This is a genomic window from Paenibacillus typhae (genome assembly GCF_900099765.1).
Taxonomy (GTDB): Bacteria; Bacillota; Bacilli; order Paenibacillales; family Paenibacillaceae; genus Paenibacillus_AQ; species Paenibacillus_AQ typhae.
Genome location: NZ_FNDX01000039.1, coordinates 1 through 19,993, shown reverse-complemented (window position 1 = coordinate 19,993; position 19,993 = coordinate 1). Strand labels below are relative to the sequence as shown.

12 protein-coding genes are annotated in these 19,993 nt (G+C 53.1%); 10 read left to right on the top strand and 2 right to left on the bottom strand.

What is annotated here, in order from left to right:
* The first annotated feature begins 307 nt into the window (after positions 1–307).
* Together BLR64_RS23045 and BLR64_RS23040 are read left to right on the top strand one after the other, a co-directional pair.
* Positions 308–799, top strand: a complete 492-nt coding sequence (locus BLR64_RS23045) for a DinB family protein (protein ID WP_090718031.1) — start codon at positions 308–310, stop codon at positions 797–799.
* Between the two features lie 97 nt (positions 800–896).
* A complete protein-coding gene (locus BLR64_RS23040) occupies positions 897–2,981 on the top strand; it encodes a CotH kinase family protein (protein WP_090718028.1) in 2,085 nt (694 codons plus the stop codon).
* Positions 2,982–3,572: 591 nt separating this feature from the next.
* On the opposite strand, the gene BLR64_RS23035 is transcribed toward BLR64_RS23040, so the two are convergent.
* Complete coding sequence (locus BLR64_RS23035; protein WP_090718026.1) at positions 3,573–4,031, bottom strand: DIP1984 family protein; 459 nt, start codon at positions 4,029–4,031, stop codon at positions 3,573–3,575.
* 82 nt (positions 4,032–4,113) lie between these two features.
* Positions 4,114–5,916 carry an ABC transporter substrate-binding protein gene (locus BLR64_RS23030; protein ID WP_090718023.1) on the bottom strand — a complete coding sequence of 601 codons (1,803 nt, stop codon included), beginning with the start codon at positions 5,914–5,916 and terminating at the stop codon, positions 4,114–4,116.
* Between the two features lie 113 nt (positions 5,917–6,029).
* Between BLR64_RS23030 and BLR64_RS23025 the strand changes: the two genes are divergently transcribed.
* The 8 genes from BLR64_RS23025 to BLR64_RS22985 all read left to right on the top strand — a co-directional run bounded on the left by BLR64_RS23025 (position 6,030) and on the right by BLR64_RS22985 (position 19,140).
* On the top strand, positions 6,030–7,541 hold the full coding sequence (locus tag BLR64_RS23025; RefSeq protein WP_090718022.1) for a DUF4153 domain-containing protein: 1,512 nt from the start codon (positions 6,030–6,032) through the stop codon (positions 7,539–7,541).
* 118 nt (positions 7,542–7,659) lie between these two features.
* Positions 7,660–8,358 (top strand): Crp/Fnr family transcriptional regulator, encoded by a 699-nt coding sequence (locus BLR64_RS23020; protein WP_167360767.1) that lies wholly within the window; start codon positions 7,660–7,662, stop codon positions 8,356–8,358.
* 292 nt (positions 8,359–8,650) lie between these two features.
* Positions 8,651–10,348, top strand: a complete 1,698-nt coding sequence (locus BLR64_RS23015) for a methyl-accepting chemotaxis protein (RefSeq protein WP_090718017.1) — start codon at positions 8,651–8,653, stop codon at positions 10,346–10,348.
* Between the two features lie 695 nt (positions 10,349–11,043).
* Complete coding sequence (locus tag BLR64_RS23005) at positions 11,044–14,919, top strand: galactose-binding domain-containing protein (protein WP_090718012.1); 3,876 nt, start codon at positions 11,044–11,046, stop codon at positions 14,917–14,919.
* Between the two features lie 127 nt (positions 14,920–15,046).
* Positions 15,047–15,988: an AraC family transcriptional regulator gene (locus BLR64_RS23000; protein ID WP_208607219.1), complete on the top strand. Its 942-nt coding sequence runs from the start codon at positions 15,047–15,049 to the stop codon at positions 15,986–15,988.
* A 177-nt stretch (positions 15,989–16,165) separates the two neighbouring features.
* The gene (locus BLR64_RS22995; RefSeq protein ID WP_090718009.1) at positions 16,166–17,041 is read left to right on the top strand and encodes a DMT family transporter; all 876 of its coding nucleotides are present in this window, start codon (positions 16,166–16,168) and stop codon (positions 17,039–17,041) included.
* Between the two features lie 120 nt (positions 17,042–17,161).
* On the top strand, positions 17,162–18,082 hold the full coding sequence (cysK, locus tag BLR64_RS22990; protein WP_090718007.1) for a cysteine synthase A: 921 nt from the start codon (positions 17,162–17,164) through the stop codon (positions 18,080–18,082).
* Between the two features lie 20 nt (positions 18,083–18,102).
* Complete coding sequence (locus BLR64_RS22985; RefSeq protein WP_139172064.1) at positions 18,103–19,140, top strand: hypothetical protein; 1,038 nt, start codon at positions 18,103–18,105, stop codon at positions 19,138–19,140.
* Positions 19,141–19,993 lie beyond the last annotated feature (853 nt).

Here is a 19,993-nt window from a genome sequence, read left to right as displayed (position 1 = left end):
TCCTTAAGTGCCGGGAGTGGGGGGATAAAGGTTTTATTTTCTCCGTATTCCATAAAAATGCTTGCTATGTTGACATTTCCATGCTATATTAATTTTATAGTTAACGCAGGAAAACTAGATGTTTTTTTGTATATTACATAAGATAAAATTTACGTACCGGTGACCTTGGTTGCCGGTATTTTTGCGTTGTCTGGGGATGGTGAGAGCTTCTGCTTTTTATACTCATTTATTCCCTCGGACACGAATACCCGCTGTGATACACTAAATGCAAAGATCTTATTTAAATTTAAAATTCCGGAGGGATTATATGCAGACTTTGTTCGTTTACAACTGGAAGGTCCGTGAAGAGTGGTATAAATGGTGTGAGACGCTGAGTGAGGAGGAGCTGCTGCGGCCGAGGACCGGCGGGGTTGGCGGGATTCTGAAGACGCTGTTCCACATTGCAGATGTGGAGTGGAGCTGGATCATGGCGATGCAGGGCAAGCCTGATTTTGAGGAGGATTTTGCGGAATACAGCACCTTGGATAAGGTAAAAGAGCTGGATGCCCGCTTCCGGCCGGAGGTAGAAGCGTTTGTGCTGGGCTGGCATGAGGGGCTGGAGCGCAATATCTTTGTGGATAAGCGTTACGAAGGAGAGAAGGCTATCGATGCCTGGGGTGAGATTATGCGTCATATCATTGCTCACGAGATCCACCATATCGGACAGTTATCGGTGTGGGCGCGGGAGCTGGGGCATAAGCCGGTGTCGGCCAATCTGATTGGACGCGGTCTGCGGGAAACGCTGCAGGGCAAGGAATAACCAGGGCTTCAGCCTTTTTTCAGGTTCATCTTTTAAGCTTTTACACAGGCTTAACAAAATATGAATCTGCATAAGAGGAGGAGTACACATTTTGCGTATGAGGAATATGTTAAAAAAAATGATGCTGACGACATTATCGCTCGCGGTGGTGGCATCGGCAGGTGGAGCTGCTGGCAGCACATCCAAGGCTTTTGCCGCTGAAGCAGGGGTAAGCCAGGCCTACGAATCCCTGTTCACACCGGATAAAGTGATCAATGTAAAAGTGACGATCGACGATGAGGACTGGGAGAGCATTCTGGCCAATCCCCTGGAAAAGGAATATAAGAGCGTGACCGTAGATGTGGACGGGACGGTGCTGGAGAATGTGGGCTTTTCAACCAAGGGGAATCTGACCTTGAAATCTGTAGCGGCGATGACGGATTCCGACCGCTACAGCTTCCGGCTGAAGTTCGATAAGTATGACAAGCAGCAGACACTGATGGGCCTTGATAAAATGGTGCTGAACAACAGCTATTCGGACCCTTCGTTCCTGCGGGAGTATTTGCATTATGAGGCACTGCGGGCAATCGGCGAGGATGTGCCGCTGACGGTGTTCACAAATCTCTATATTAACGGAGAGCTGTACGGCTTCTATATCGGCGTTGAGTCTGTGGACGACAGCTATCTGGAGCGTAATTTCGGTGCAGATGCGGACAGCGGAGTTCTGTATGATACGGAAGAGAACAGCTATCTGAAGTATGAAGAAGGCAGCGATTATGAAACACTGACGTATGACACCGGTACCGAGGATGACAAGGCATCGCTCAAAAATTTCATCAGCGTGCTGAACGCCATGCCTGATGGGGAAAAAGGCGATATTGAGAGTGTGCTGGACGTGGATTCCGCACTGAAATATATTGCCGCTAATGCCGTGCTGGGCAACTATGACAGCTATAACGGCGATAAAGGCCATAACTATCTGCTGTACGGGGATGCAAATGGTAAATATACCGTCATTCCGTGGGATATGAATATGAGCTTCAACGGGTATTCCGGTGGCGGCGGAGGAAGGGGACAGGATATGGCTGGAACGGCTGCTGCCGGTACATCAGCAGGAACTGCAGCAACCGGCTCAACTGACACTGCTGCAATAGGATCGGCAACCAATGCCGTGACCGCTTCCATTGATACGCCGACACTCGGCATTGATGTGGATCAGGTGCCGCTGATTGCCAACCTGCTCGAAGTACCGGAATATAAAACCAGATATTTAGGTTATGTCTCCGAGCTGGTGACCTACCTGGAGGGGATTCGGGACCGGATTACCGGGCTTGCCTCGCTGATCAGACCCTACGTTCAGGCTGATCCGACCAAGTTCTACACGATGGATCAGTTTGAAAACAATGTAGCTTATACAGCCGATACCGGGGGCAGCGGCGGCATGATCGGCGGCGGAGTCAATATGACGCCTCCATCCGGCACGGAGGGCACACCGCCGGCGCGGCCTGATGCTGCTGCGGCCGGACAAGCCGGCGCAGCTGGCGGAACGGCGGCTGCAGGCACGGCGGTGTCAGGCAGTCCGGCGGCTGCGGCGGGAACGACCGCTGCCGCACCGGCAGCCGGAGGCAATCAGGGCATGGGCGGCGCAGGCGGCGGACAGGGCATGGGTACGATGGCCGCGGGCTCGCTGATGACCTTTGCCCTGAACCGGCTGGCCAATCTGCAGGCCCAGCTGGGGCTTGAGGTTACACCGCTGCCGGAGGTGGTTCCAACGAAGGGCAGTACGGCAGCGGCTGGAACGGCGGGGACAGCCGGATCGGCCGCAGGTTCATCCGGCAGTAAGCCGATTACAGTAACACTTAACGGGACCGCCGTAAGCTTCCAGGATCAGCTTCCGCTGAATAAGGGCGGCCGGGTGCTGGTGCCGGTCAATGCGATCTTTAGTGCACTGGGCGCTGACGTGACCTGGAATCAGACAACGAAGATGATCACTGCCGTTAAAGGCAGCACTACCATCACGATGACCATCGGCAGCACAACCGCTTATGTAAATGGATCAGCCGTTACGCTGGACGTCCCGGCGCAGATCATTAATAACCGGACGATGGTGCCGGTGCGGTTTATCACCGAGGGCCTGAATATGGATGTGAAGTGGGACGCTGCGGCTCAGACGGTTACAGCAACGGATAAGGCTGCGGAATAGCCGTATTTCGGTTGAAGTGTAGAGTACGCGAGTTACCTTGCTAAGCTGGTTGCTTGATCAATCAGAAGGTGCTGAACAGTGTGGCGAGAGGAACTAAGTGGAAATTCGTCATCTATTTCCGGGCAAAATGCCGGGAGGAGGAATCTAGTTGGAATAACGTCACTTAATTTTACTGTGTTCGCCCCAAATGAGGAATATAGCCGAAAATAAGTAGCGATTTTCCACCTAAACATTAGAAGTGAGCGGAAATGAAGAATCTAAGTAGCGAAAATCCAACTAAATGCTGGACAGTGACGCTCACCCTAACACAAAAGCGGCAGCCGGAGGTAACACTTCCGGCTGCCGCTATTTTTACGCCAATTAAACCTGACAAGTCCCCGAACCCGCCCTCACCGGAAGCATACATCAGCACATGGTAGTTAACATTTAAAAAAATTCAGCCTGGTTACATGCTACGCGCACTCTTGTAACATTATTGGGCTAATTAGTAAGGTTTATAGATGGCCCAGCTTCTACATTGGAGGTCCAACTAACCCTGTTGGCGGGTTGTGCTCACCTGTATGTGTCCGGCTACCAACTTGCTTTCAGCCATTACTCTATCAGATCCGTGCTCCAGTTCTTCTCCTGAATCCGGAAATCCAGCTCACGGTATTGCTTGGACAGTTCGTCTACTTCCTTCTGCAGGGCAGTGACTTCTAACGTTGTATAGAATTTGACTTCCTGCCGACCGTAACGCTCCTGCTTGATCGAAGCCTCGTTCAGCAGCTCATTCAAAATATTACGGTGCTGCATGATCCGCTCCCGTTCAGCCAGCGCCTCCGACAGGGTAAGGTCTGCATCAAACGGACTCAAGGAGTTCGTCTTGTTAATCTTCTTGACCCAGACGGCCAATTCATCCAGCGTCCGCTTCAATTCCTGAAGCAGCTCAGCCGGCGGCTCAGAGGGCTGATCCCCCTCCTGAACCTTAATGACTCTTCCGAGGCGCTGCTTCAGCTGCGCCACCTTCCGCTGGCAGTCTGCCCGCAGCACAAGTGCTTCTGCTAGTCTCATTCAAATCCCCCTCCGCTATAAACATAGTAAACCTAATATACCAAACCGGAGATATATTTACCAATTTGGCACAGGCACACGATCATAGCTCCGGCGGAAACCACAGATGCCGCAGATCGACCCAGCCCTGGCTGTTAAAGGTAACCCCCCGGACAGAGGGGAGGTAGGCGGTTTCGGCCGGCTTTTCGTACAGGATATGCAGCTGATGCTTCTGCCGCAGGCTGTCTTCAATCTGCTGAAAGCCGGCTGCCCTTGTCTTGCTATCCGGCTCCCGGGCGATGATCTGCAGTCTTCCTTCAATATCCGCGCGGATCTGCGGCTCCAGGTGCTGCACCATCGTGGAGTAAAGATCGGACAGCCGCAGCTGCTCGTCCTGATCGCGCAGCAGCGAGAAGAGAATCAGATCGGCCTGCAGCCGGACCGGGCCTTTGAATTCTTCGGGAGACACGGATAATACATGGCAGGCATACCCACAGCCGGTCAGCTTCGCGGCTACCGCTTCCGCATCTCCGGCATACTGCGGAATGGTGGCGATTTGCAGCGCCGGTGCGGACGCACATGCCATTATTTTAGCTGATGTTTTTGATTCTGCTGTATTGTCCACACCATCCAGACCAACCGTATCATCGGCAACACCGGCACTCCCGGACTCAATTGCCGGAGCCGCTTCGCTCTGCTGCCTTCCGGCCGCGTTATCCCCGGCGGATGTAAGGCCCCCGCCGAGGCAGGACAGAACCTCAGCACGGATTAACGGATCGCTGAGCGGACCTTTTTTCTTCGTGTTGCAGGTCACGAATTTGCGTACCGAATACTCCGAATGTATCCGGCTCCAGGCAGCCGGACCGCCGGAGGAAGGATTATGGACAATATGGAAGGCTGAGCCGGTCTCCGATTCGGCTGCCGAAATATCCCACGGGACATGCAGAATCTCCACCCGGTCCAGATGTGCCCGGCCCTGAAAATAATAAGGAAATACTTCCAGGGTGCACAGATCCTCATTCATCTCCACCAGCTTGAACGGTCCGGTGCCGGCGGGTCTGCGCCCAAAGCTGCCGGCAAAGGCTGTCTCCAGATCACGCGGAACGATCGCAGCGCGGCTGGTGCACAGAAAAGGGAGGAACAGTTCATTCGGCTGCTTCAGCAAAAAGCGCACCGTTCCCGGATTAAGCGCCTTCACTTCCCGGATATCCCTGAAAATGTTGCTGTACAGCAGCCGCTGTGAAGAATCCATCATCCGCTTGAAGGAGTAAACGACATCTTCGGCAGCAAGCACCTTTCCGTGATGAAACAGCACATCCTTGCGCAGATGGAAGGTCCAGACGGTGCGCTGCTCACTGGTATCCCAGGTATGGGCAAGAGCGGGAATAATCCGGTCCTGCCCGCCGCTGCGCGCAACCAGACCGTCAAAGACATGGCTGGATACGAAGGATTCAGCCAGCAGATTCATATACAGCGGGTCCAGGTTGTGCAGCTGCTGCCGGACCGGAAGACGCAGCGTATCAATCCGTTTGTCGCTGCGCAGCTCGGAATGATAGCCGAAATAGGCCAGCAGCCAGCCCTGGAGGGTATCCTGCAGGGAGGAGGAGCGGGCATGTCCGCGGATCCCGTCGATGGCGCTGCGGATTTCGCTGCTGCTGATGGCCTGCATCATGGAGCTAAGCGCAATTTCCTCGGCATCCGCGAGGAACCTAAGAGAGGAGCGCCGGCCGCGTCCCCGGCTGGGGGTCCAGCAGACCCAGCCCTGCTCGGCCAGCTTCTTAATGACATGCAGCGTGTTACGGTGGGTACAGCCCAGGGTATGGGCCAGCTCATCCAGGGTAACGGAAGCTTCTTCTGCTCCTCCGTGCATGGAATGCAGCCTCAGAAACTGGCTGTGAAGCTTCATATCGGCAGCTCCTTTCAATAAAATAGGAAATGAGTTAAATATTTTTTCTCTTTTTCTTCTTATTTTATCAGCTAGAATCAGGTTAAGAAAGTGAAAAACTGGAGGGAATTCCCATGGAAGAGAAAGTCCCCGTTATTCCGAGGTCTGCGCTTTCCGCACTGGCTGCGGCCTTGCTGCTGGCCATCGTGCACCAGTACTTGTTCTTTGGACATAAGCCCGGAGTCTCTTATCCCATCTTTGTCGTCCTATTCTATTGTTTCATGCTGTATTATGCGAAGGACCAGCTGCGTCCGCTGAAGTGGTTCGACTATGTATGGCTGGCTGCGATATTTTTGCTCGCCATGACCTTTGTGCTGTTCTCAAGCTGGTTTTTCTTCGGACTTAACCTGCTGGTGCTTCCGGCACTGATACTCTTACATATGACCTACCTGCTAAGCTACCGCCGGCCTTCATGGAGCGGAATTCAGCTGATCGGCGCTGCGCTGGAGCATTTTTTTGCGCAGGGTCCGCGGCACTGGCCTACGGTGTTCTCAGTTATCCGAAGAACAGGCGGAGAAGGGCTAAAGAACGAACGTAAGCAGGTATACCTTAAAGTGCTCGCCGGTCTGCTGCTGTCCTTTCCGCTGCTGCTGATCGTTGTGTCGCTGCTCTCCTCGGCAGACGGCGTTTTCAACCAGATTCTTAACAAATTCCCGGAGCTGCTGGAGCGGATTTCCTTCAGTGAAGGGTTCGGACGGACGCTGTGGAGTGTGGTGCTGGGAATCGGGCTGTTCGGCTATTTATGGGGGTTTGTTGCATTTAAACGGATCGAGCGGCAGGTTATCGTGCCCAAAGAGGGAGAGCCGCGGATGGAACCCTTCGAGTTCACGGTTGATCCGGTCATTGCTACAACAGTCCTGACGGCAGTCAATGCAGTGTACGTGCTGTTTGTAAGTGTGCAGTTCTCCTACCTGTTCGGTGCCTGGGAAGGCGCTTTGCCGCAGGGGAGTACGTATGCCGATTATGCGCGGAGCGGTTTTTTTGAGCTGATTATGGTTACATCGATTAACTTCGGCCTGCTGCTGCTGTCGCTGCTTGCCCTGCCCCAAGCCAAAGCCAGACTGCTGAGCGTTATCCGCACACTACTGTATATTCTGGTGTTGTGTTCGGTAGTCATGCTGTATTCAGCGTATTCCCGGCTTGCCTTGTATGAGGAGGCTTACGGCTATACAGAGATACGTTTTCTGGTACATGCCTTTATGATTTTTCTGGGACTGCTGCTGATTCTCGCTGCTGTACGGATAAGCAAGAGAGAATTTCCGCTAATAAAATGGTATGTAGTGCTTGGCCTGCTCTCTTATGTCTTTATGAATTACATCGGTATGGACCGGATTATCGCCTCCCAGAACATTGCCCGGTATGAAGCCAGCGGGGACATCGATGCCCCTTATTTGAGCGGATTGTCCTGGGAAACGGTTCCGCTACTGATTGACTTCAGTAAACAGAATAATGATCTGCTCAAGCAGGAGCTTAGTGACAAATGGTCTGACCGGCGGGGGGAGGCGCAGCAGGAATGGCCTTCCTTTAATATAGCGCAATACCGCGGACAGCAGGCGCTGCAGGAATATCTGAATACGGCAAAATAGTCCTGAAACCCTCATCCTTTCAGAATGGTACCCTGTTATGTTACAGTTAGAGCATCATGCGGGTGCTTCTGTGCGGAGCATAACCTTGTACATATGCGGGTCTCAAGGAGGAAATACAATGCAGTCAATAATGGACCCTGAAGCGGTCCGGCGGCTGGCGGAAAGTAGCGGGCTGGATAAAATGTTCAGCAGCGCTGACATTGCCGCAATGGAGCTGCGGCGCTACGGGGACGGTGATGTGATCTGCTCGGTCGGCGACCGGCTGGAGAGCATGTTCATTCTGATGGAGGGCAAGCTGAAGATCCACACGCTTCTGCCCAACGGCAAGTCGATGCTGGTGCGCTTCGCCAGGCCGATGTCCGTGATCGGGGATGTAGAGCTGCTGAGGCAGTATCCGGTCAAAAATGAGGTGGTTGCCGTGGGCGGCAGCCTGCTGCTCGTAGCGTCACGCAAGATGCTGCTAAGAGAGCTGGAGGAGAATACAGCCCTGCTGCGTTTTCTGATGGGGGAGCTGAGCCACAAAATGTATACCCTCGGCCAGACCTCGGCGCTGAATCTGCTCTACCCGGTGGAGAACCGGTTTGCCAGCTATCTGATGTCCCTGTTCGAAGAGACCGTCGGCGGCCAGCGGGTTGAGGAGATCCGCACCTCCAGCCTGACGGAGACGGCTGATCTGCTCGGTACAAGCTACCGGCACCTCAACCGGATTGTCCGGCGCTTCATAGATGAAGGGATTATCGAGCGCAAGCGCGGCAGGCTGAGTGTACTGGATCAGACCCGGCTGGCCCAGCTGGCTAACGGGAATTTATATGAATAACGGATGTTTGATAGAAAGGCCGCTGTTCCGGTTAATTTGACCGGGCAGCGGTCTTTTTTGTGCGTTGAGGCTTGGACTGGCGCTTTGTACTTTCAGCTAACGTTCAGTCCCGGTTCAGTTCCGGTTCAGGCCGATTTAAGGCTCATTTAAGGCTGACAGCGTAGGATGATGGATATAAGGAACATGACACAAAATGAATGACAGGAGGACTTGCACCGGGGCAGAACGAGACCGTACATAGGGACTAAAGAATGATCAGCAACAGAAATACATAACCGGGAGGAAAAATTTTATGGTAAAAGGAATCCGGGCAAGAATCCTCATGGGGTTCGCAGCCGTCATACTCGTCTTTATCCTGGCAATCGCCGGCAATACGCTGTTTCAGGGCAAGGCCACAATGCAGACAGACCAGATTAACCGCAATTACAGCAAGCTGACGCTGGTACAGGAGCTGACAGACCAAATCCGCACAGCTGACGGGCTTGCGGCAAGATATGTGATGAGCAACACCGACGATGAGCGTACCAAATATCTGTCGGCATATGAGGCTAAAATTCCGGAAATCACGGCATCAATCACAGAGCTGAAGAACGCAGGCCTGAATGAAGCGGAGCTGTCCGGAATCAATAATCTGGAGAGTGAATGGAGCAATTATCTGACGGTGCTTAAGAATGCCTTCGCAATGGCCAAGGAAGGGAATTTTCCGGGTGCGCAAAAAGAGTTCACGAACCTCTCACTGGATACCATCATTGATTCACAGCTTGTATTTGAGGATGTACTGCACAAGGAAATAACAGCCGCACAGAGCCTGGCGGCCTCGCACCGCGGTTCAGCGATGGGGATCAGCCTGGGGGTAACCGGCTTGTCGGTTCTGCTGGCTGTCCTGATTGCACTGCTGTTATCCGGACGCATTCTGAAGCCGATCCGTGATGTGAATAAACAGCTTCAGGAAATAGCCGAAGGCAGGGCGGATCTGACCCGTAAGCTGACTGTCCGCAGCAAGGATGAGATCGGACAGCTGGCGCACACCTTCAATCAGATGACAGGCAATTTGGGCAGCATCATCAGCCAGGTGAGCCAGTCGGCGGACAGTCTGGCGGCCTCCTCCTCCAAGCTGACTGCGGACAGCGGAATGACGGCGGATGTAACCGAAAAGATCGCCGGAATCATGGGCAGCGTAGCCTCCGGAACAGACAAGCAAATGACAGATCTGCAGACCAATATGACCACGATACTGGAAATGTCTGCTGCGATCCAGCAGATAGCGGCAAGTGTGCAGGATATTTCAGATGCATCGGTCCGTTCAGCCGAATATGCGCAGAGCGGGGATGAATCGCTGCAGGCGGCGGCCCGCCAGATGGACTCTATTAACGCATCCATTGACTCGCTGTCCAAGCAGGTGATGGGCTTTGTGAACCGTTCGCAGGAGATCGGAAGTCTGGTGGGCGTCATTAAAGGAATTGCCTCACAGACGAATATGCTTGCCCTCAATGCAACGATTGAAGCAGCGCGGGCCGGGGAGCAGGGCAGGGGGTTCGCGGTAGTTGCCGACCAGGTCCGTAAGCTGGCTGAGCAGTCGGAGGAATCCGCTAATCTGATTGCCGAGATGGCGGCGGGTATCCAGAAGGATGCTTCCAGTGCAGTTACAATCATGAAGCTCAGCATGAGTGAAGTGGAGGAGGGTACGGGCATTATCGGGAACGCCGGACACGCTTTTGGAGAGATCCGGATTTCCGTTGACTCACTGGCCGGACAGGTGCAGGAGGTGTCCGGTGCAGTCGAGGAGATTACAGCCGCAACGGATGAGATTGTCGAGTCCATCCGCAAGGTGACACAAATCTCGGAGACTACCGCCTCCAGCACACAGTATGTCTCCGCCGCATCCCAGGAGCAGATGGCCTCCGTGGAACAGATCGCTTCCTCAGCGAGCACGCTTAGCACGATGGCCCAGGCGCTGCAAGGGCTGGTGGCCCGGTTCAATGTCGCCTGAGACAGCACCGGGGAGGTGGCCCTGCCGATAGGCAGGGTCCCTTCTATTTCTGCTCTTTTGCAGCGCGAAGGAACCTCAGGTCTTTAATCAGGCCGACGGTAAAAAAGATGCCGGTCAGTAATAGAGAAACCGGCCCCGTAATGAAGATTAGCCAGAAGACCGTCCCTCCGTTGAAGGCGGACAGGCAGATCAAAGAGATGAAGTTAACATTGAAAATGATAACCGGGTAATTCAGCCACCGTAAAAAATGGATTCTTCTAATCCACTTGAATATGAAGATCAAGTACCATAAATTATCCTCCGAAAATGTGATACTCTATAAATTCTGGACAACAGAATGAATTCCTTTCAGGTACGTTATTTTGCACATACTCCGCATAGAATCGGTCATCGACCACTGCCTCTCTATAATTTATATTATTACCATAATTAGTTAGCTGATAGTCTAACCATAAGTTCGGTCTGCCGATCCTGCGATTGCGGTTTTTGTTCTGCATTGATACGCAAGGGACGGGCCGTTCTTTTTGCTGTGTGCCTGCTTAGGCTAGGAGCATATAAACTTATTTAGATGATAAAGGCAGCGGACAAGGGCAACGGGCTTACAGCTAACCCGGGAGGCGATAGGCAAAGAAAGTAATTGTAAGCGCATACTTTAGGCGGGGTAGGAAGGATAAAACTACTGGAGGTGGCTGAACATGTATTCAAGGACCAAGGCTAATCCCAAAAGATCATTGCCGATGTATATCCTGATCGTTCTGCTGATTACGGGACAACTGGGGATATTTCCGGCAGTAAGCGCGGCGGCGGGCAATCTGGCCCAGGGAAAAAGCATTACGGCAAGCTCGGTCGGTGATGTATATACCGCAGTGAATGCAAATGACGGCAATCAGGGGACATACTGGGAGAGCGCCAGCAATGCTTTTCCCCAGTGGATCAAGGTCGATCTTGCGGCTAACAGCAGTGTTAACCAGGTTGTGCTGAAGCTCCCGGCAGGCTGGGAGACAAGAACGCAGACGTTGTCAGTCCAAGGCAGCACTAATGATTCTACTTACAGTAATCTTGCCGGATCCTCAAGCTATGTGTTTAATCCGGCGGCAGGCGGCAATACAGTAACTATTAATTTTACTGCAGCTACAGCCAGGTACATTAAAATCAATTTTACGGCCAATACCGGCTGGCCGGCTGCCCAGGTATCCGAGCTGGAGGTGTATGGCAGTACCGTGGCCGCTCCGGGAACGTATGAGGCAGAGGCAGCAGCCTTAAGCGGCGGTGCCAAGACCAATACCGATCACAGCGGGTATACGGGCACCGCTTTTGTTGACGGATACTTAGCGCAGGGAGCAGCCACAGCTTTTACGGTAACTGCAGAAGGTGCAGGAAATTACGAGGCTTCCCTCCGGTATGCAAATGCCACAGGCAGTACAAAGACTGTCAGTATCTATGTAAACGGTATAAAAATCAGACAGACCCAGCTCCCCAATCTGGCAAACTGGGATACCTGGGGAGTTAAAAGCGAGATAGTGACACTGAATGCCGGGACGAACACGATTTCCTATAAATATGATCCGACGGACAGCGGAAATGTGAACCTTGACCAGCTGGTGCTTACAGCCTCATCTACTCCAACGGCCAGTCCGACAGTGGCGCCTACAATTGCTCCAACTCCGGTTCCTACTGTGGCGCCTACAGCTGCCCCAACGCCGACTCCGACAGTAGCGCCTACACCTACGGCAACCGTTACTCCGGCACCGACGGCTACACCGACTACAGGCCCTTCCTCAAATTTGGCCATTGGAAAAGCCGTAAACGCCTCATCGTCAGTCTTTACCTTTGTCCCGGCCAATGCCAATGACGGCGATGTCACTACTTACTGGGAAGGTGCAGGCGGGAGCTACCCGAATACACTCAGCGTGAACTTGGGCGCGAATGCCAATATCACCTCAGTCGTTGTGAAGCTGAATCCGGCTTCTGTCTGGGCGACGCGCACGCAAACGATAGAGGTGCTGGGCCATAACCAGAACAACGCGTCATTCTCCACACTTGTTCCTTCCGCAGCCTATACCTTCAATCCTGCCACTGGCAATTCAGTGACCATACCGGTTACTGCTACAGCCAGCGAGCTGCAGCTGAAGTTTACGGCCAATACCGGTTCAAGCGCCGGCCAGGTGGCCGAGTTCCAGATCTTCGGAACACCGGCTGCCAATCCGGATCTGACAATATCGGCACTCTCTTGGAATCCGGCAGCTCCGGTTGAGACCGATAATATTACACTCAGTGCTGTCGTCAAAAACACAGGTACTGCGGCATCTGCGGCGACGAATGTGAACTTCTATTTGGGAACAGCGCTTGCGGGCACTGCTCAGGTGGGTACGCTTGCCGCCGGTGCTTCAAGCACAGTATCGCTGAACATCGGGGCAAAGCATGCAGGAACTTATGCAATAAGCGCCAAAGTGGACGAAAGCAACACCATAATTGAGCTCAATGAAACGAATAACAGCTATACAAGTCCGTCTTCCCTGACGGTCGTGCCGGTCTCCAGCTCCGATCTGGTTGCCGGAGCGGTCAGCTGGTCTCCGGGAAATCCGGCGGGCGGCAATATTGTGACCTACACCGCAGCGATTAAAAACCAGGGGACAGCCGCATCGGCGGGCGGCACGCATAATATTACGCTGACTCTGACAGATGCGGCGACGAATGCAGTCATCAAAACCCTGACCGGCTCCTATAGCGGCGTTATCAATAGCGGCGTCACCACAGCACCGGTTACACTGGGCACTTGGACTGCAGTGAACGGAAAATATAACGTGAAAACACAAATTGCCGTTGACGGAAATGAGCTTCCGGTCAAGCAGGCCAACAACACCGAGACACGCACACTGTTTATCGGCCGCGGAGCCAATATGCCATATGATATGTATGAAGCGGAGGACGGTGTTACCGGCGGCGGAGCAGTCAAGCTGGCGGCAAACCGCAATATAGGCGATCTGGCCGGTGAAGCGTCCGGAAGAAGAGCGGTGACGCTCAATACAACCGGCAGCTATGTCGAATTTACCACCAGAGCAAGCACCAATACACTGGTAACCCGGTTCTCGATTCCGGATTCGGCCAGCGGTGACGGTATCAATTCAACCTTAAATATTTATGTCAACGGAGTCTTTACCAAGGCGATTAACCTGACCTCCAAATATGCCTGGCTGTACGGCTTCGAGACCAGTCCGGGCAACTCGCCAGGTGCAGGCTCTCCGCGCCATATATACGATGAGGCCAATATTATGTTTGACAGCACGATCCCGGCCGGGAGCACCATCCGTCTGCAAAAGGATGCTGCCAACACCTCACAGTATGCCATCGACTTTATCAGTCTGGAGCAGGTAGCCCCGATAGCCAATCCTGATCCGGCTAAATATGCCGTTCCAGCCGGTTTCACCCACCAGGATGTACAGAATGCCCTGGACAAAGTACGGATGGATACAACAGGTAAGCTTGAAGGGGTATATCTGCCTGCAGGTAATTATGAGACATCTAACAAATTCCAGGTGTACGGCAAAGCCGTTAAGGTAGTCGGTGCCGGCCCGTGGTATACGCGGTTTTATGCACCGGCCAGCCAGTCCAATACAGATGTCGGCTTCCGGGCGACAGACTCAGCCAATGGTTCAACCTTCTCCGGCTTCGCCTACTTTGGCAACTACACCTCACGGATTGACGGTCCGGGTAAAGTGTTCGACTTCGCTAACGTTGCTAATATAACGATCGACAACATCTGGACCGAGCATATGGTGTGCATGTACTGGGGGGCAAATACCGATTATATGACCATCCGCAACTCCCGCATCCGCAACACCTTTGCCGACGGCATCAACATGACCAACGGCAGCACCAATAATCTCGTATCCAATAACGAAGCCCGGGCAACCGGGGATGACAGCTTTGCGCTCTTTTCGGCTATTGATGCCGGCGGCTCGGATATGAAGGACAATGTGTATGAGAACCTGACTTCCATTCTGACCTGGCGTGCAGCCGGTGTTGCGGTATACGGAGGTTATGCGAACACTTTCCGTAATATCTATATCGCTGATACGCTGTGCTACTCGGGCATTACGATCAGCTCGCTGGACTTTGGCTACCCGATGAACGGCTTTGGCGCTTCGCCGACGACGAACCTGCAGAATATCTCCATTGTCCGGGCGGGCGGGCACTTCTGGGGTTCACAGACTTTCCCGGCGATCTGGGTGTTCTCGGCGTCCAAGGTGTTCCAGGGCATCCGCGTCAGTGATGTGGATATCATTGATCCCACCTACCATGGCATCATGTTCCAGACCAACTATGCCGGCTCAGCGCCGCAGTTCCCGGTAGCGGACACCATCTTCACCAACATTACCATCTCCGGTGCCCAAAAAAGCGGCGATGCCTTTGATGCCAAATCCGGGGTCGGCATTTGGGCCAACGAATCGGCAGAGCCCGGCCAGGGTCCGGCGGTCGGCTCCGTTGTATTCAATAATCTGAAGATTACCAATACCGTGACTCCGATCAAAAATAACACGTCCACGTTTACAATCACGGTCAATCCGTAAGCTGCTGTACTATACTTTGCCGTTTCCCGGTCTTCCGGGGAGCGGTTTTTTTGTTTACCGGCTTGCGGCTTGAAGATTGAATCATTCATTGCATAAACCGGAAGTTCCTTGCTATGCTGGAAAAGAGATGACAGAAAGTGGGGAATACCGGGTGAACAATGATTACAAGCTTCGGATCGGAGCAGTCCTGCAATTTATTGAAGAGAATATCGGTGCGGATATCAAGCTGGACATGCTCGCAGAGGTTTCTAACTTTTCCAAATATCATTTTTCCAGAGTATTCACCGCTATTATACATAAGAGCCCGATGCATTACCTGACAGAAAGACGTCTGCATCATGCCGTTACTTACTTAAGTACAACGAACAAAACAATGCTGGATATTTCCTCCCTGTGCGGGTTCAGCTCGCTCTCCAGCTTCAATGCCGCTTTTAAAAAGGCCTATGACACCACTCCCAGCGCGATGCGCAAATCTGTACAGGAACACAGCAACATTCCGTCAGTCTCCGGCAATAACCCGGAAGCCTTATCCCCTCCTAAACAGTATGATTTGAACAGTACCAGCAATAATTTTATAAGGAGAGTATGGGATATGAACATTGAGCTAAAGGAACTTCCAGGCTACAAGGTGGCTTATGTAAGGCATGCCGGCAGTTATCTTGAAACGTATAAGGCGTGGGAAACACTTGGCGCGTGGGTGCGGGGCAGCGGTCTGCTTCCAACGGAAACTTTTATCGGCATATCGCTGGATGATCCTGCTGTGACCGACGAGAACTCCTGCAGATATGATGCCTGCATAACAGTACCTGAAGGATTTCCGGAAGCGGGGGATGCAAACATTGCGTACAGAATCTTGCCCGGCGGGTTGTATGCACTATACAAGTTCTATGACACTATCGACAAGCTGGCTATAGCTTACCAGAGCGTGTACGGACAGTGGCTGCCTTCAAGCGCATATGAGCCTGATGACCGCCATGCACTTGAGTTTTGTATGAATGATCCCTACTCGGACCCGGAGGGCAAGGCCAAGGTTGACCTGTATGTCCCGGTAAAACGTACCCTATCTTAATTCATAGCTTTCCTGTAAAATGTAATGAAATTATTCTTCGGAAAGCGGGTTGATACGTATGATGGCTGCACCACGGTTTGAGCATGATGTACCGGCAGTTCTTCTTCCTTAACGGCAGAAAACTGCAACTCCGTTAAGGACAAACAAGAGCTTGTCTAACCAACGGAGGGTACACAAATGAATAAGACGAAATTATTGGCATCATTATATTTATCACTGGCTGCCAGCATCTGGGGCGGAATGTATGTTGTTGTAAAGCATGTGGTGGACGTTGTGCCGCCGCTCGAAATCGTGTGGATCCGCTATATGATTGCGATTGTAGCACTGCTGATTATCGGGACTGCAACAAAGCAGTCGTGGCGTATTGAGAAGCGGGATTTGCTGCTGATTGTCCTGATCGGCCTGACCGGCAACACGGTCTCCATCCTGACCCAGGAAGCGGGCACGATGCTGTCTACTGCACAGATGGGTGCCATCATTACTTCAACGACACCGGCGTTTATGGTGCTGTTTGCCCGGATCATCCTTAAAGAGCGGATTACGCTCAAAAAAGCATTGTCAATCGTGCTGGCAACCGCCGGCGTAGGTGTTATCGTAGGGACAGGGAGCATTGACCCTTCGCTGCAGCTTGGGGGTATATCCCTGCTTGCTGCCGCGTTAACATGGGCGCTTATGTCTGTTCTGATTAAAAAAGTGCCGGGACAGTATTCACAGATTGTTGTCACGTTCTACAGCATCCTCGTTGCCGTTGTTGTGCTTACTCCGTTTACGGTAAGCCGGCTCCCAAAGCTTGATGCCGGGGCTATGCTGCACCCGTCGATCTGGGGCGGTCTCCTGTATCTGGGGATTATTTCGACAGCCTGCGGCTTTCTGCTGTGGAACCGCGGACTGCAGATGCTGAATGCTTCAAGCGGCGGATTGTTTTTCTTTCTGCAGCCGGTCGTCGGCACACTGCTGGGATGGCTGCTGCTTGGTGAACAGATCGGTTTGTCTTTTTGGGCAGGCACTGCATTCATATTTATAGGCGTATTACTGGTTGTCCGGGAGAAATGAGCAACCCGGAAGTGTAGCGGTTAAACAAACGGCGGCGGTCAAGGACTTGTTGATTACAGGTCCTTGGCCGCCGTTAATTGTATAATGTATATCAGGAAGGATAAGGGGGATGACGCAAGTATGAAAACAAAAGTAGTAAACAATATTGCCGAATTGATCGGGGACACACCTGCTGTGCGGCTGAACCGGCTGACCGGTCCGGAAGATGCCGAGGTGTATGTAAAGCTGGAGATGTTCAACCCCAGCGGCAGTGTAAAAGACCGTGCGGCTTATAATCTGATTCTGCAGGCGGAGCTGGACGGACGGCTGCAGCCCGGCGGAACGATCATCGAGCCGACCAGCGGCAATACCGGCATTGGCCTTGCGATGAATGCCGCTGCAAAAGGCTATAAAGCGATTCTGGTCATGCCGGACAACATGACGAAGGAACGGATCAATATCCTTAAGGCTTACGGTGCTGAAGTGGTGCTGACACCGGCAGCTGAGCGGATGCCCGGCGCGATTGCCAAGGCGCTGGAGCTGGGGGCAGCCATTCCGGGCAGCTTCATCCCGCAGCAGTTCGAGAATGCTGCCAACCCGGATATTCACCGCACGACGACCGCTCCGGAAATAGTGGAGCAGATGGAAGGGCGGCTTGATGTGTTTGTCGCTACCTCGGGAACCGGAGGGACGATTACCGGAACTGGCGAGGTCCTGCGCCGGGAGCTGCCCGGCATCCGGATTGTCGTCGTTGAGCCGCACGGCTCGCCCGTGCTGTCCGGCGGCCAGCCCGGGCCGCATAAGCTGGTCGGCACAAGCCCCGGCTTCATCCCGGCCATTCTCAATACTGGAGTATACGACGAAATTGTTCAGGTAGAGGATGAGGCTGCACTGGAAACGGTCCGGCTGCTGGCAAGCAGGGAAGGGATCCTGATCGGTCCTTCCGGCGGCGCAGCGGTCTGGACTGCACTACAGGAAGCCCGCCGGCTCGGCCCCGGCAAGCGGGTGCTGTGTATTGCGCCGGATACGGGGGAACGCTATCTGAGTATGGGAATATTCTGACTCTCTGAGGAGGGAATGGAATGAAGCAGTATAGGAGAGCATGCCGTCGCAGCAGGATATTCAGCAGGTCCCACAGATTGAGGCCGGCTGCTGTACTGGCGTTTGTCTTGGCTGTTTCGCTGAGCCTGGCGGGCTGCACCGGATCTGGGCAAGACCGGAACACTAATCAGGGAGATGGAAGCCCGGTTGCGTCAGCAACTGCTGCTGCAAGTGCCGGAGCGTCTACGGCTGCGCCAGCAGCGGCGGCAACGCAAACGCCCGGTCCAGCGGCAACGCCTGTCCCTGCGGCGGTGCTTGATCCGGCTGCATTGCAGCCGGTCTTCGGGTTTGCCGGGGAAGCCGGCAAGCAAATCCTTGTTACCCGGGATAACAATGACGGGGAAGAGCAGATGCAGGCACTGAATACCGCGATCGGCAGCGGCGGCCAGGTGCTCACGATAAGCTTTGAGCAGTGGCAGGAGGGAAATGACCAGAGCAACGGCCGGGAGCTGGCAGGTAACCTGCCCAACTTGTCCGGTTATGTATTCAATGTTGTTGGCGGAGCGGCAAAGCCGGATGAAACCTATTATCTGGCTGATTCCTCAGCCTTTAATCAAGCAGCTCTGGTAACAGTGGAGCCTGCACCGGCAGAGGCTGAGCAGCTGCCTGAAGCTGACCCGGTGCGCAGCAGCATAGCAGAAGCGAAGCAAAGAGAGATCATGTCCGCCTGGAAGCTGGCCTCCTTGCCGCCGGGCCGTGAGCTGTACCTCGTCCAGTTCGTCAGACAGAACCAGGATATGCTGTTCAGTCTGGTGCTGGAGGAGGACGGTAAGCTCAGCTTCATGGATTATCCGGCCGAGATCACCGGCAACGCGTATTCCGTCTGGCGGGTCGATGACGGCGGTGAAGTCATTCCGCAGATGTTCTCGCTGCTGTTTGCGGCCAGTACAGCTGACGGACTGCTGCTTGGCATTAACTGGCTCGGGGCAGAAGGAATCAACAGCTTCTTTCTGGCGCAGAGCGGAGAAAGCTTCAGGGAGCTGGATATCCAGTACAGCCGGTACACTTCACCGCTGTGATGGAGCTGAAGCTGGAGCTGGAGCTGTAGTTGTAGTTGTAGTAGAAGCTGAAGTTGTAGTTGGAGCTGGAGTAGGAGCTGAAGTTGGAGTAGAAACTGTAGTTGGAGTTGAAGCTGTGGTGCTAGCTAAGCTGCAGATGTAGATTTAGTGGTAGTAGTGGTTGTAGTAGTTGTAGTAGTTCTAGTAGTAGTGGTAGTGGTAGTGGCAGCGTATAGGTTTCTGCAGTCCCAGCTAATCTTAAAGATGCTAATTTACAGGGGCACCACACCAGCACCTCATCATTAGTTGGAATTTCGCCACCTAATTTCATCATTTCCCGGTTGTTTCGTCATTTAGGTGGAAAAAGGTCACTTATTTCAGCCCCAAACCCGGTTTTAGGCGAATGGAGTGAAATTAGGTGTCTTTTTTCCATCTAATCTTTCCGCTCCAGCGTTTGCTAGAGAATTAAGTGACGAATTTCCACTGCTATGAACGAATTTGTCAATTCCCCTGTTTTTCACCCTTTAATCCAAGGTGTTTTCAATCCCTTGGGCATAGAGACAAAATGCGAGTCGTCGGCTGGCACACTGCTATCCGTGGGTTGGTTACCACATGTTATGCCTACGTCGAAGGAGCTGCCGTAAACTTAGTTTCGCACGTCAGATCCGCAGATCCTGTGCAGTGGAAAATCACGGTTTCTCCTCGAACCTTTCTCTTTGTCTCTATGCCCTAAGGATTCAATTTCCTGGGTCCTGCCTGGCTCTTTTTATTCCACACTACGCCATTCTTTGTTCTGCATTTCGGGCAATCGACCAGATAAATCCGACTAATTCCCGCCCTACGGCTGCCATCGCCAGGTTTCGGTGTTTCCCTC

Excerpts from the sequence above, each read along its gene's own strand:
- BLR64_RS23030 (WP_090718023.1), bottom strand. The coding sequence starts at position 5,916 with ATGAAGCTTCACAGCCAGTTTCTGAGGCTGCATTCCATGCACGGAGGA.
- cysK (WP_090718007.1), top strand. The coding sequence starts at position 17,162 with ATGAAAACAAAAGTAGTAAACAATATTGCCGAATTGATCGGGGACACA.
- BLR64_RS23005 (WP_090718012.1), top strand. The coding sequence starts at position 11,044 with ATGTATTCAAGGACCAAGGCTAATCCCAAAAGATCATTGCCGATGTAT.
- BLR64_RS23025 (WP_090718022.1), top strand. The coding sequence starts at position 6,030 with ATGGAAGAGAAAGTCCCCGTTATTCCGAGGTCTGCGCTTTCCGCACTG.
- BLR64_RS23035 (WP_090718026.1), bottom strand. The coding sequence starts at position 4,031 with ATGAGACTAGCAGAAGCACTTGTGCTGCGGGCAGACTGCCAGCGGAAG.
- BLR64_RS23020 (WP_167360767.1), top strand. The coding sequence starts at position 7,660 with ATGCAGTCAATAATGGACCCTGAAGCGGTCCGGCGGCTGGCGGAAAGT.
- BLR64_RS23000 (WP_208607219.1), top strand. The coding sequence starts at position 15,047 with ATGACAGAAAGTGGGGAATACCGGGTGAACAATGATTACAAGCTTCGG.
- BLR64_RS23015 (WP_090718017.1), top strand. The coding sequence starts at position 8,651 with ATGGTAAAAGGAATCCGGGCAAGAATCCTCATGGGGTTCGCAGCCGTC.
- BLR64_RS22985 (WP_139172064.1), top strand. The coding sequence starts at position 18,103 with ATGAAGCAGTATAGGAGAGCATGCCGTCGCAGCAGGATATTCAGCAGG.
- BLR64_RS23040 (WP_090718028.1), top strand. The coding sequence starts at position 897 with ATGAGGAATATGTTAAAAAAAATGATGCTGACGACATTATCGCTCGCG.
- BLR64_RS23045 (WP_090718031.1), top strand. The coding sequence starts at position 308 with ATGCAGACTTTGTTCGTTTACAACTGGAAGGTCCGTGAAGAGTGGTAT.
- BLR64_RS22995 (WP_090718009.1), top strand. The coding sequence starts at position 16,166 with ATGAATAAGACGAAATTATTGGCATCATTATATTTATCACTGGCTGCC.